The organism is Halorubellus litoreus, from assembly GCF_055378595.1.
Genome location: NZ_AP043836.1, coordinates 3,365,294 through 3,378,314 on the forward strand (window position 1 = coordinate 3,365,294; position 13,021 = coordinate 3,378,314).

Consider the following 13,021-nt stretch of genomic DNA (forward strand, 5'->3'; position numbering starts at 1 on the left):
CACTCGACCACGGACGCCCCGTGGAACGAGCTCTCCACGGACCCAACCGTGAAGGTGGTTCGCGGGGACGCTCCGGTATGGTTCGCGTCATCGCCGACGACGACGTCGACCGACTCCTCGACCTCGACGCCCTGCTCGGGGTGGTCGCGGACGCGTTCCGCGCGCAACGCGACGGCGCGGTCGAACGCCCGGACCGACCGCACTTCCCGATCGGTACCGGCCTCGACCCCGAGGACGCCGACCGCGCGCTCGGCACGGGTCTCGCGATGCCGGCGTACGTCCACGGCGCGGCGACGTACGCGACGAAGGTCGCGAGCGTCCACGAGGAGAACCCGGACCGCGGGCTCCCGACCGTGCACGCGCAGATTCTCGTCGCGGACGCCGCCACGGGCGAACCGCGAGCGTTGGTCGCCGGCGGGCGCGTCACGAACGCCCGCACCGGTTGCATCGGTGGACTCGCCGTCGCACACCTCGCACGGTCGCCGGTGACGCTCGCGACCTTCGGCGCGGGAACGCAGGCGCGCTGGCAGACGCGCGCCATCGCCGCCGCGACCGAGGTGGACGCCGTCGCGGTGTACTCGCCGAGCGACTCGAAGCACGAGTGCGCGACCGACCTCGACGCGGAACTCGACGCGGACGTCCGCGCCGCCGAATCACCCACTGACGCGCTCGACGGCGCGAACGCGGTCGTGACAGCGACGACGAGCACCGAGCCCGTGTTCGACGCCGCGGACTGCCCGGACGGCGCGGTCGTCGTCGCCGTCGGCGCGTACACGCCCGAGATGCAGGAACTGGACGCCGAGACGGTCGGGCGCGCCGACCGCCTCTACGCCGACGTCCCCGAAGAAGCGGTCGAGACGGGCGACCTCGCCGGCCGTCGGTCCGTCGAGGAGCTCCGACCCTTCGCCGACGCGTTCGACGCCGAGACGGTCCCACCCGAGGAACTCGTCGTGGTGAAGAGCGTCGGCTCGGCGGTCCTGGACGCCGCGACCGCCGACTGGCTGCTCGAGCGCGCCGCTGACCGAGACACTGGTACCGACGTGTCGCTTTGAACGTCAGGACTGGCCGTCGTCCTCGGTCGCAGAGTCACCGACGTACCCGAACCGGGATTCGACGAGGAACCAGCCGGCGCCGACGGCGGTTCCGGCGGCGTTCGCGACGACGTCCGCCATCGACGCGTATCTGTCTGCGAGCGGCCACTGCACGAGTTCGATACCGACGCCGAACGCGGTTGCGAACGCGATCACGATACCGATACGGTACCTGCGGCGCGCCCGGAGTTCGATCGTCGCACCTGCGGCCGTGACCGTGACCGCAGTGTACGCGACGAAGTGGAGTTCCTTGTCGTACCACGGCGAGGGCTCGAACGCGACCGGTGGCGCGTCGAGGAGCGAGTAGTAGACGACGATAGCGAGCACCGCAGCGAGCGCGCAGACGCGGAGGAGACGCGGCGGCTTCGGGAGTCGAGGCATAGCGATGTCGGAGAGGGTGCGTGGTAGGTCGTCGTTGGTCACCGGACGGGGTTGTAGGGGCGTGGTCGTGGGTCGGCGTAGATGGCGCCGGGGTCGTTCGCGTTCGTCGTGTCGCGGCAGGTGAGGGAGGCGACGGGTGTGGCGACGCCGGTGTCGAGGTGGCCGGCGCGCGCGATGGCGCGTCGGGCGGCGTCGTTCGGGGTCTCGACGAAGTACTCGTCGACGTCGACCTCGTCGTAGAACGCCTGGACGACTGTCTCGGCGAGGCCGCCGTCGCCGCGGTACTCGGGGAGGAGGTAGATGGAGTCGAGCGTGACGTCCGAGCCGACGTGCTGCCAGCTCGCGTACCCGACGACTTGGTCGCCGACGAGGAAGACGAGGGCGTGCTTGCCGGCGCGAGCGTACCGCTGGATGGCGGGGTTCTCGTTGTTCGCCATCTGCGAGAGCACGTACACGGCTTCCTCCTTCGGGGAGACGGGACCGTCGGGGACGATGCGGAACCCGCGGATGGTGCCGTCGTCGCCGAACGCTTCGCCGAGGTGGACGGCGTTCAGGACCTCCATCGAGCGGGTGCCGTCGCCGTCGTTCATGACGAATAGCGGTGCGTTGCAGTCGACGCACGAGGAGACGTCGATGCCGAGGTTCGGTGCGGTCTCGTTGTCGCCGGAGGGCGCGTGGTCGCAGTCGGTGAACCCGGTTGGTTCGTGCCCGAGCGGGTCGACGCGGTACGATTCGAAGGACTCGTCGGGGTCGTGGCCGGCGAACAGCCAGTGGGTGTCGTAGGCGGCGCGTTCGCGGAGGCGGACGATGGTCCCGGCGTCCTCGTCGGCGAACCGGAGCGTCTGATTCCAGACGGTGCCGACCCAGTCGACGGGTTCGCCGACGGTCCCGGCGGCGACCTGCTCGAAGTCGACGGTGTCACCGTCCCGGCGGCGTGCGTAGACGACCATGCGTTCGCCCTTGACGACGAAGAACGCGGTGACGAACCGCCCCGTCTCGTCGTCCCCGACGAACTTCGGGAGGACGGTCTCGACGTCGGGGCGGGAGGCGAGGTCCTCGACGAGGTCGGTGTCGTCGGGGAGCGTCTCGAGGTCGCTGCCCTGGATCGGCGGAGCGATTGGCATTGGCCTCCCTTGGAGAACCCTCCTGAAAAGGCTTGTCGGACGATACCGATACCGGCGCTAGCTGTTCGTCCGTGTTTGGCACTCGCGGTCCGTGGTCGTGTCGGACGCGGGTTCTTTCGAGCGCGGACCGCCGCGAACCTAGCCCTTATTCACGTGGTGGTCTAACGTCCCACATATGCGTGTTGCTCGACATGGCACGGGCGCGATGGCGGACGTGAAGGCGTACGCGTCGCAGGTCCACCCCGTGTTCATGCTGCCGCCGATCGCCGCGGCGTGGTTCGGCGCGGCGTTGGCGCGCGAGTTCACCCTGCTCCCGCTCGTCGTCGTCTCCGTCGGGACGTTCTGTGCGGTGTACACGGCGCACGTCAAGGACGGGTACGTGGACTTCCATCTGCGCGGCGAGGACGACGACCACCCGCTGACGCCCGTGGGGTGTCGGCTGGCGCTCGCGGCGGCCGCGGTCGGGTTCCTGGCGTGCCTCGCCGTGCTCTGGGTGGCCGTGGATCCGATGTCTGCGGTGTTGCTCGCGCCGACGTGGCTCATCGGGTACCTGCACGCGCCGACGCTGGACACGAACCCGCTGGGGGCGACGCTCGGGTATCCGGTCGGTATCGCGCTCGTCATCGTCGCGAGCAATCACGCCCAGACGCTGGCGGTGCGCGCGGAGGCGGTGGCGTTCGCGGTCGTGTTCCTTCTGGTGTTGACGGGCGTGAAGGTGATAGACGACTTGACCGACGTGGAGTACGACGCGAGCATCGACAAGCACACCGTCGGCGTCCTGCTCGGTGAGGCGCGCGCTCGCCGCTTCGCGTACGGGTTGATGGGCGCGGGCCTGTTCGCGGTGCTGGCGTTCGCCATCGACGGGGTCGTCCCGGCGAGCGCGCCGCTTTCGATTCCGGCGTTCGTCGTCGTCGCGTTGTACGCGTCGCGAGCGCCCCCGGACCTCGCCACGATGCTCCTCGTCCGCGGCGCGTACGTCTTCCTGGCGGTCCTGGTGGCGGCGGTGTTCTTCCGGCCGCTCGCCGGGGTGGCGCTTCCCGACATCACCGTGCTGGGCGAGTGGACGTACCTCGCGACGGAGGTGGCGTTCGGGTCGGTCGCGGCCGCGCTCCTCTATCGTGCCGGCCGCGATGCGACGCGACGGGCGGCTCGTACCATCGTCGCGGTCTACCCGATCGCGTACGTCTGGGACTGGTACACGCTCGAGGTCGGCGTCTTCTCGATTCCGATGCGGACCGGCGTCGAGCTCCTCGGTATCCCGCTCGAGGAACACGTCTTCATGGTGGTCGTGCCGGCGCTCGTCCTCGGCATCCACGAGACGCTCGCCGCTCGCGACGCCCGCGACAACCACGATGCCCGCGACACCCACGATGCCCGCGACGCCCACGATGCCCGCGACGCCAGCGATACGACCGAAGCGCCCACCACGGAGTCGAGCGAGTAGCAGTCCCGAGTGGGCGTGGACTGGGAGAGATTCTAGAGAGAGTTCGGGCGGACCTTGCGTGGAGGTGAGTCGGAGTTCGGAAAATCATCATACGTTTGGTAGGTGTCGGTGTTGGTACGATGCGCGAAGACAGCACGCGGCGGCGGTTCGTTGCAACGCTCGGCGTGGTCGGCGCCGGAACGATCGCGGGATGCCTCGGCACCGGCGACGGCGAGTCGACCACGACCGAGGACGACGGCATGGACGGCATGACGACCACCGAAGGCGACGGCATGGACGGGATGACCACCACCGAGGACGATGACATGGGGATGGAACCGATGGACCCCGACGCCGCCGAGCGCGTGGCCGTCGACCGCTTCAGCGACGACGCGGGCACGCTCCTGAAGCGGTCCGCGAACCCGGACCTCCCCGGTCCCGACGAGCCAGTCGACTTCGACCAGAAGCCGTTCTGGCACCAGGGGCTCGGCCCCGACGGCGAGACAGTGCAGTACTACCACTTCGACGTCCACCCGCTCGCGCCGGCGCCCATCTACGTGCTCTTCCGCGAGGGCGAGGACGAACCGGTCGCGGACCAGTTGAACGTCGTCGGCGTGAAACCCGGCGACGACGGCTACAACGACTTCTGGCAGGTCCACCGCGTGACCGTCCCGGAGGACTACGCGGCGAACGCCATCACGAGCGTCGACGCCATCGACGCCGGCGACTACCCCGTCGAGGCCACGTCGACGCTCGTGAACTGTCCGGTCGTCCCGGAGGGGTCGACCGCCGAGAAGCACGTCGGGGACGGCGACACCGGCCTCACGCGCGGCTGGTACGACGGGAAGGTCCTCTCGTACTTCACGTTCACCGAAGCGCCGCTCGAGGTCGCGAACGAGATCGTGCCGCTGTCGCCGATCTACGTGACGTTCAACACGAACCCCGGCGAGGACGGCGGCGGCCCGCAGTCCGGGTTCGTCACCGAGGACGGGAGCCCGCAGAACCACAACGTCGTCGCGTCCCTCCCCGGGGACGACGATTACTCGCCGTTCTGGCTGGTGAACGTCTACGACAACGCGGACTTCGAGTCGGTGTCGGACCTCGCGTCCGCGAAGGACGCGGAACTGCTCGCGCAGGGCACGGCGAACGTGAACTGCCCGCTCGTCACCGTCGAGTGACGACTGTCGCCGACCGCCTCAGACGTTCTGCGTGACGGTCTCGGTGGCGCCTTCGGTGTCGGTTGCGACGACTGCGACGGTGCCCGCGGTGCGCTTCGTTCGGACTCCGTTGGTGCCGCTGGCGGAGCCGCCGGAGACGTCGTTCGACGCGGCGTCGAGCACGCTTCCACCGTTGTCGCGGAGTTCGACGGTCACGGTGTCGAGGTTCCCGTCGGCGTCGGTCGTGCTCCAGGAGACGTCGAAGCGGTCCCACGCCGGGTTCGAGTTGTCGACGACGCGGTCGATGGTCGGCGTCGGCGCGGCGTTCGTCGACTCGGTCTCGTTCACCGTCGTCGAGCCCGAATCGGACGCTCCGGCGGCGTCGGTGACGACGAGGTCGACCGTGTAGGACTCGCCGCTGCCGTCGTCGTCGGCCGCGACGAGGCGCGTGGTCTCGCTCGCGGCGTCCCCGCTGACCGCGACTGACGCGGTGTCCTCGGTCGTGCCGTCCGCGTCGCTCGTGAGCGTCAGGTCGACGGCGTCGAGGTCGCCGTCGGCGTCGCTGACGTCCCAGGACGCGTCGAACTCCGCGTCGCCGTCGCTGGTCTCGACCTCGGTCGCTGAGAGCGAGTCGACGGTCGGCGCGCTCTCGGCGTTGTCCGTGGTGACGGTGATGGTCGACGTCGTGGTGTTCCCCGCGCTGTCGGTGGCGCTCGCCTCGAGCGCGTGCTCGCCGTCCGCGACGGTCGTCGAATCCCAGTCGTCCTCGTAGTAGCCGGCGCTCGTGTACGTCGTCGACCGGGCGCTCCCGTCGTCGACCGCGTACGTGACGTCGAGCGTGTCGTCGCCGTCCTCGCTGTCGGTCGCGTCTATCTGCACGCCGACGGTGCCGGACACGGTGTCGCCGTCGCCGGGCGTCACCCAGGAGACCGACGGGGCGCTGTCCGTGCTCGAGTCGACGGCGGCGTCGACGTCGAGGAGCCCGCTCCCCTGGTCGTTCGAGTCGAGTCCGAGGTCCTCCGCGGTCGCCGTGAGCTGGTCTCTCGCTTCGGTGTTCGTGTACCCGTTGTCCATGAGTTGGGCGCCGGCGCCGGAGACGTGCGGGCACGCCATCGACGTGCCGGAGAACGTCGCGTAGTCGCCGCCGACGACGGTGGAGTAGATGCTCCCGCCGGGCGCGGCGAGTTCGACCTCGGGGCCGGTCGAGGAGAACGAGGAGAGCGAGTCGTCGCTGTCGGTCGAGGACACCGCGACGACCGTCGAGTACGCCGCCGGATAGCCGACGCAGTCCGAGCACGGGCCGGAGTTCCCCGCGGCGGCGACGAGCAGCACGCCGTTGTCGTACGCGTACTGGCAGGCGTCCTTCACGGTGCTGGAGCCGGAGGACGCGCCGAGGCTCAGGCTCGCGACGTCCCAGCCCTGGTTCGCGGTGTACTCGATGCCGGCGGCGACGTCGCTGAACGTCCCCGAGCCTTGGCTATCCAGAACTTTCACCGCGTGCAGCGTCGCCCCGGTGGAGACGCCGACGACGCCCTCGGTGTTGTCGTCCGCGCCCGCGATGCCCGCACAGTGCGTGCCGTGGTCGTTGTCGTCGCTCCACGCGTAGTTACAGCCGGAGCCGCTACAGGAGACGTACGCCTTCCCGCTGCCGACGTTCGCCTGGAGGTCGGGGTGGTCGTCGTCGATGCCGGTGTCGATGATGGCGACGTCGGCACCGCCGTCGCCGTCGGTATCGTCGCCACCGGTCTTGCCGTCGGCGTGGACGAGGTCGGCGTCGACGCGGTCGACGCCCCAGGGCGTGGTCTGCGCGATGGCGTGCATCCGGCCGTCGGGTTCGACGTACCGGACGTTCGGGTTCCGCCGGAGGTTCCGGAGGGCCGCCTCGGAGAATCGGCCGGCGACGGCGCGACCGATGTCGCCGAAGTCGAGCGTCCGATGGACGTCGTCGGCGGCGCGTTCGGCCGCTCGGGTCGCCTTCCGATTCGCGGTGCCAACGACGTGGCGCTCGGGCTTGCCTGTCGACCCGGCGGCCGTGCCGATGCTCCCGATGCCTGCGGCGCCGATGCCGGCGAGGACGCTCCGTCTGGTCGGTGTCCGTCGAGACATGAACAGATGCTCTTGCCCATGACCAATAGTAATTCCGTTCGTTTACAGGGTTGAATCATCAGTAAACAGCCCCTAAACGGTCTCGGACGCTGGCGTCGACGGCCGCTGTCGCCAGCACGCCGACGACGCTCCGTGGCCGTCGCCCGTCGACTGAAACACTTATCAGGGCCCCGACGGTAAATGTGATGTGACCTACGATACCGTCGTCTTCGACAACGACGGTGTCCTCGTCGGTCGAACGAGCTTCGACGTGCTCCGGGACGCGACCCAGGAGACGTTCGAGTTGTTCGACGTGACCGACCCGGACCCCGAACACGTCGAGGACATGACGATCGGTGCCACCCCCAAACAGGTGGACATCGTCTGCGACCACTACGACATCGACCCCGACATCTTCTGGCGGACGCGCGACCGACGGCTGTCGCTCGCACAGCAGGAGGAGGCCCGCGCGGGACGGAAGACGTTCTACGACGACCTGGACGTCCTCGCGGACCTGGACGTCGACATGGGCATCGTGAGTTCGAACCAGCAGGAGACCGTGGACTTCCTCCTCGATCACTTCGACGTTCCCGTCGAGTTCGGGGCGGCCTACGGCCGCGAGGCCACGATTCAGAGCCTCGACCGCCGGAAGCCAAATCCCCACTACATCGACCGGGCGCTCGCGGACCTCGAGGCGTCGACGGACTCCGCGCTGTTCGTCGGCGACAACGAGTCCGACATCCGCGCCGCCGAACGCGCGGGCATCGACTCCGCGTTCATCCGACGCCCTCACCGCACCGACTGGGAGCTGAACGTCTGGCCGACGTGGGACATCAGCTGCCTCGAGGACCTCCGGCGCATCTGTAGCTGACGCTACAGGCGTCGAGCGCCCGATACCATCGGGGCCGTTAGATAGCGGTGCCACCGGTTCGACGTCGACTGCCTCGCCGGTTCGGCGTCGACTGCCTCGCCGGTTCGACGCCGACTGCCTCGCCGGTTCGACGCCGCTACGGTCGAGTCTCCCCTCGCGGAATCCGGGCGACGGCCGCCCGGTGACGTCGACGTCACCGGGTGACGTGCACGTCCGCACTACGCCTATAGCGCCCTGGGCCCTATTCACGAGCGTGACTCCCGAGACGCGCGGGCTGCATCACGTGACCGCTATCGCGAGCGACCCCTCGGCGAACGCGGCGTTCTACGTCGACACGCTCGGGTTACGGTTCGTGAAGCGCACCGTGAATCACGACGACACCGGCACGTACCACTTCTACTTCGGCGACGGCGAGGGGTCGCCGGGGTCTACCATCACGTTCTTCCCGTGGGGCGAGAACGGCCGCGAGGGCGAGTTCGGTGCGGGCCAGACGGAGACGACCGCGTACCTGATCCCCGGAGATAGCGTCGGGTACTGGCGCGAGCGCCTCGCCGAGGCGGACGTCGCGGTCGCCGAGCGCGAGCGGTTCGGCGCGACCGTTCTCTCGTTCGAGGACCCGGACGGTATCGGGGTCGAACTCGTCGCCGACCCCGACGCCGAGGGCGTCGGGTCGACGTGGACGGAGAGTCCTGTCCCGGCCGAGCACCAGCTCCGTGGGTTCTACGGGGTGACGCTCGCGGTCGCCGAGGTCGAGCCGACCGCGACGGTGCTCGAGGACGTCCTCGGGTACGAGCACGAGGCCACCGAGGTCGACGCCGGCGCAAGCCCGGACGCGGACGACCGGTCGCGGTACCGGTATCGCGCGACCGGTGGCGGTCCGGGGTCCGTCGTCGACCTCGTCGAGACCGACCTGCCGCGCGGGCGGATGGGGGCCGGCACCGTCCACCACGTCGCGTTCACCGCCGCGGACGTCGACGAACAGGCGGCGTACCGGGATGCGTACGCCGACCTCGGACTGGAGGCGACCGAACCCATCGACCGGACGTACTTCCACGCCATCTACTGTCGCGAACCCGGCGGCGTCCTCTTCGAGATCGCGACGACCGGTCCCGGGTTCACGGCCGACGAAGCGGTCGACGACCTCGGGCGCGACCTGATGCTCCCCGAGTGGCTCGAGGGCGAACGCGACCGCATCGAAGCCGCGCTCCCAGCGTTCGACCCTCCCGAGAGCCACCCGGAGGGCGGGCGATGACTGACGACGAGTCAACCGACGACGAGTCCGCCGACGACGAGTCAGCGGGCAGCGGGGCTCGCGGGCGGTCGTTCCGGTTCGACTATCGCCCGGGCGTACTCCGGTTCGGTGCGGGGAGCGTCGCGTCGCTCGGGAGCGAACTGGGCGCGCAGGGCGTCGAGCGCGCGCTCGTCGTGACCGGACGGACCGTCGGTGAGACGTCAGCGGTGATGGACCCGGTCCGCGAGGGCTTGGGTGACCGGCTCGCTGGCGTGTTCGCGGAGACGACGCCAGCGAAGCGACTGTCCACGGCGTACGACGCGGTGGCCGCGATGCGCGAGCACGACGCGGACGCGCTCGTCGCGGTGGGCGGGGGCAGCAGTCTGGACGTGGCGACCGTCGCGAGCGTGCTCGCGGCGACAGACCGCGACCGCGCCGTCGTCGCGGACGAGTTCCAGACCACTGGGACGGTGATGGTTCCCGAGGCCGCCCTTCCACCTATCGCGGCGGTCCCGACGACGCTCGCCGGCGCGGAGCTCTCGCAGGTCGCCGGCATCACCGCCAGTCCCGAGCACGGCCTCGTCGACGCGGAACGCGGCGGCGGCATCGGGCATCCGGCACTGATGCCGTCCGCCGTGTTCCACGACGCCGAGCTCGTCGCGACGACTCCGCGACGCGTGCTGGCGGCGTCCGCGATGAACGGATTCGACAAAGCCCTGGAATCGACGTACGCGCGGAACGCGACGCCGATCACGGACGCCACCGCAACGCGCTCGCTGTCGGTCCTCCAGGACGCGCTCCCCGCGCTCGGCGACGACCCGGTCACGCCCGGCGACGTCGACCCCGTCCTCGAAGGCATCCTCCTCGCCCAGTACGGCGTCTCCAGACCCGACGGGACGACGCTCTCGCTCGTCCACGCGTTCGGGCACGCACTCACCCGGACCTACGACGTCCAGCAGGGCGCCGCGCACGGGGTCGTCGCGCCACACGCGCTCGAGTACCTCCTCGCGGAGACCGGCGCCGGTCGCGCGCTCCTCGCCGACGCGTTCGACGTCGCTGACGCCGGACCGGCCGAAGCCATCGACGCCGCCATCGTCGACGCCGTCGCCGAGGTACGCGACGCGCTCGGCCTCCCGGCACGCCTCCGGGACGTCGATGGACCAACGCGCGAGGCGTTCCCGACGGTCGCCCAGCACGTGCTCGACGACTCGTTCATGGCGAACGCGCCCCGTGAGCTCGACGCGTCCCGCGAGGACGTGGCGAGCATCCTGGAGCGCGCGTACTGACGCGACCGCAGAGAGCCGCCGCTAGCCGCCGATACTGGCATTCTCCGTACGGTCGTCGGAACTGTCGGGCCGAAGCCGACGTTTAGACGGCGGAATTCCCGGGCTCCGATCACGTCACGAGGCACAGACGGCGGGCGACAGGAGTGCATCGAGTCGCACGACGAGACGCGGCCGGCGCCGGACGACCACGGCCAGCGACGGGCGCTCTCTGCCCACGCAATTCCCCCCACGTCCTCTTCCTCGTCTCCCCCTCGCCGCTTCACTATCACCACACACGCATCGCATCGTTTCAATTCGAAGTCGCGTCACTCGTAGCACTCGCCGAGTCCGACCCCTCACCGCCACAGAAACATCACCGGACTAGCTACTCCACTACCGCTCTATACGTCCACTGTCACCGGACGATTCGACCGACGACGGACGAAAAGTAGTTTATTCTGATAAAATAATATACGAATAGAAAGCCCGGGTGCACGTGATGCAATCCAGACGGAACCTGCTTCGGTTCGCAGCGAGCACGGCCACAGCGACGACACTCCTGGGCGCCACCGCCGGCGGTACCGCCGCAGCACTCACCCCCGAAAAGCCCCCGATGCGCTGGAAACCAGCGCACGAGAGCAACTACACGCCCGCCGACCGCGACGCCAGCGACATTCGCTGGATCGTCCTCCACACCATCGAGGGCTCCGCGAGCGCGGGCATCAACTGGTTCCAGAACCCCGACGCGAACGTCTCCAGTCACTTCGTCGTCGACGACGACGGCGACATCACCAAGATGGTGAACCTCGACGACGTCGCGTGGACGCAAGGGAACGGTCCGTACAACGACACCGGCATCAGCATCGAACTCGCGGGATACGCCGGCGAGACCGACTTCTCCGAGGCGACGTACGAAGCCGTCGCCGACCTCTGCGCGTACCTCTGCGAGACCTACGACGTCCCGGTCCGCCATCCGACGTTCGACGTCGCTCCCTGCAGCGCGTACGACGGCGACGGCGGGCTCGTCGGGCACTCCCAGATACCGTCACCGTACGACTGCGACGACGTCACCGGCGGGAAGACCGACCCCGGCGCAACGTGGAACTGGAACTACCTCCTCGAGAAGATGAACGGCTCCACCGGCGGCGGCGACGCCGGCGGCTCGTACGGCACTGGACAAGACGTCGTCTCCACGACCACCGTGAACGTCCGCGCCTCCGCCGAGATCGCGGACAACGTGAAACACACCCAGCCCACCGACGTCGAGGGGACCATCGCGAACGGCCCCTACCAGAACGACGGCTACACGTGGTGGTGGGTCGAGTGGGAGAACGACGTCGGCGGCTGGAGCGTCCAGGACTACCTCGACCCACGTAACGACGACGGTGACGGCGATGGAAACGACGGCGGGGACGACGAGTCCGGCGACGCACCAGACCCAGCGTTCGATATCGGCGAGGCGGTCGCGACCACGACGGACCTGAACGTCCGTCAAGAGGCCACGACGAGCGCGGACGTCGTTGGGATCGCCGACGCAGACACCACAGGGTACGTGAAGAACGGCTACGTCACCAACGACGGCTACACGTGGTGGAAGATAGACTACGGCCAGACGCGCGGCTGGAGCGCCCAATCCTTCCTCGAACCCGCGAGCGACGACGGCGGCGACGGCACCGGGAACCCCATTCAGGGCGTCCCCTATCTCTCCCAGCGCGACAACGACTACAGCCCGAGCGGCTCCTGCCAGAACACCTGCCTGTCGATGCTCTTCCGCCACTACGGCCTCGACACAGACCCCGACGCACTCACCGAACGCTGGGGGACCGACGACGGCCAGACCCCCGCCGGCGCCGAACGGGTGTTCGACCAGGTCGCCAGCGAGAACGGCCTCGACGTCCGCGCCAGCGGCTCCCGGGAGACCACGATGGCCGACCTCGAAGCCGCCATCGACCGGGGCGTCCCCGTCATGACCTACGGCTGGTTCACGGGCGCCGGCCACATCGTCGTCGCCGTCGGCTACACCGCCGACACCATCACCGTCCACGACCCCTACGGCACCTGGAACGAACGCTACGAAGGCAGCCACACGCCGGCGGCGGCCGCTACGTCACCTACGACCGCGACGCGTTCGAACAAGCTGTCAGCCCCGACGGCTACGTCTGGACGCTCATCGCAGAATAGAGAGAGACGACGAAGTTCAGTGTTTGGTCCTGGGCTGTCTCAATCCCTTCGTCCCGGTCATCCAACGTCCAGCAGGGGGTCGCGTACGCAGGCGTCGCCCAGCGCGTCCTCGCGTCGCTCCCCGAGCACGTCGACGCCGGCCGGTGGCTGACGGACCTGACGGTCACGCGCAACGCTGGCGGCCGTACCGAAGCCGCGCTCGAGGCTTCCCA

At 69.3% G+C, this 13,021-nt stretch carries 10 protein-coding genes; 7 read left to right on the plus strand and 3 right to left on the minus strand.

What is annotated here, in order from left to right; translation table 11 throughout:
* The first annotated feature begins 77 nt into the window (after positions 1-77).
* Entirely contained in the window at positions 78-1,052 is a 975-nt protein-coding gene (locus ACZ48X_RS21165; protein WP_336350513.1) for an ornithine cyclodeaminase family protein, read from the plus strand.
* Positions 1,053-1,055: 3 nt separating this feature from the next.
* Here the strand turns inward: ACZ48X_RS21165 and ACZ48X_RS21170 are convergent, their stop codons facing one another.
* Together ACZ48X_RS21170 and ACZ48X_RS21175 are read right to left on the minus strand one after the other, a co-directional pair.
* Positions 1,056-1,472 carry a VanZ family protein gene (locus tag ACZ48X_RS21170; RefSeq protein WP_336350512.1) on the minus strand — a complete coding sequence of 139 codons (417 nt, stop codon included), beginning with the start codon at positions 1,470-1,472 and terminating at the stop codon, positions 1,056-1,058.
* A gap of 38 nt (positions 1,473-1,510) precedes the next feature.
* Complete coding sequence (locus ACZ48X_RS21175; protein ID WP_336350511.1) at positions 1,511-2,596, minus strand: hypothetical protein; 1,086 nt, start codon at positions 2,594-2,596, stop codon at positions 1,511-1,513.
* Between the two features lie 175 nt (positions 2,597-2,771).
* Here ACZ48X_RS21175 and ACZ48X_RS21180 point away from each other — a divergent pair, with 175 nt between their 5' ends.
* Positions 2,772-4,040, plus strand: coding sequence for a lycopene cyclase domain-containing protein (locus ACZ48X_RS21180; protein ID WP_379762307.1), 1,269 nt, complete (start codon positions 2,772-2,774; stop codon positions 4,038-4,040).
* Between the two features lie 119 nt (positions 4,041-4,159).
* On the plus strand, positions 4,160-5,197 hold the full coding sequence (locus ACZ48X_RS21185; RefSeq protein WP_336350510.1) for a hypothetical protein: 1,038 nt from the start codon (positions 4,160-4,162) through the stop codon (positions 5,195-5,197).
* 18 nt (positions 5,198-5,215) lie between these two features.
* Here ACZ48X_RS21185 and ACZ48X_RS21190 read toward each other — a convergent pair whose 3' ends face one another.
* Positions 5,216-7,282: a S8 family serine peptidase gene (locus ACZ48X_RS21190; RefSeq protein WP_336350509.1), complete on the minus strand. Its 2,067-nt coding sequence runs from the start codon at positions 7,280-7,282 to the stop codon at positions 5,216-5,218.
* A gap of 187 nt (positions 7,283-7,469) precedes the next feature.
* On the opposite strand from ACZ48X_RS21190, the gene ACZ48X_RS21195 reads away from it, so the two are divergent.
* The 4 genes from ACZ48X_RS21195 to ACZ48X_RS21210 all read left to right on the plus strand — a co-directional run bounded on the left by ACZ48X_RS21195 (position 7,470) and on the right by ACZ48X_RS21210 (position 12,960).
* Entirely contained in the window at positions 7,470-8,132 is a 663-nt protein-coding gene (locus ACZ48X_RS21195; RefSeq protein ID WP_336350508.1) for an HAD family hydrolase, read from the plus strand.
* A 253-nt stretch (positions 8,133-8,385) separates the two neighbouring features.
* Positions 8,386-9,384: a ring-cleaving dioxygenase gene (locus tag ACZ48X_RS21200; RefSeq protein ID WP_336350507.1), complete on the plus strand. Its 999-nt coding sequence runs from the start codon at positions 8,386-8,388 to the stop codon at positions 9,382-9,384.
* Positions 9,381-10,649 carry an iron-containing alcohol dehydrogenase family protein gene (locus tag ACZ48X_RS21205; protein ID WP_336350506.1) on the plus strand — a complete coding sequence of 423 codons (1,269 nt, stop codon included), beginning with the start codon at positions 9,381-9,383 and terminating at the stop codon, positions 10,647-10,649. Before ACZ48X_RS21200 ends, ACZ48X_RS21205 begins: the two co-directional genes overlap by 4 nt.
* A 478-nt stretch (positions 10,650-11,127) precedes the next feature.
* Entirely contained in the window at positions 11,128-12,960 is a 1,833-nt protein-coding gene (locus ACZ48X_RS21210) for an N-acetylmuramoyl-L-alanine amidase (protein ID WP_336350505.1), read from the plus strand.
* Positions 12,961-13,021 lie beyond the last annotated feature (61 nt).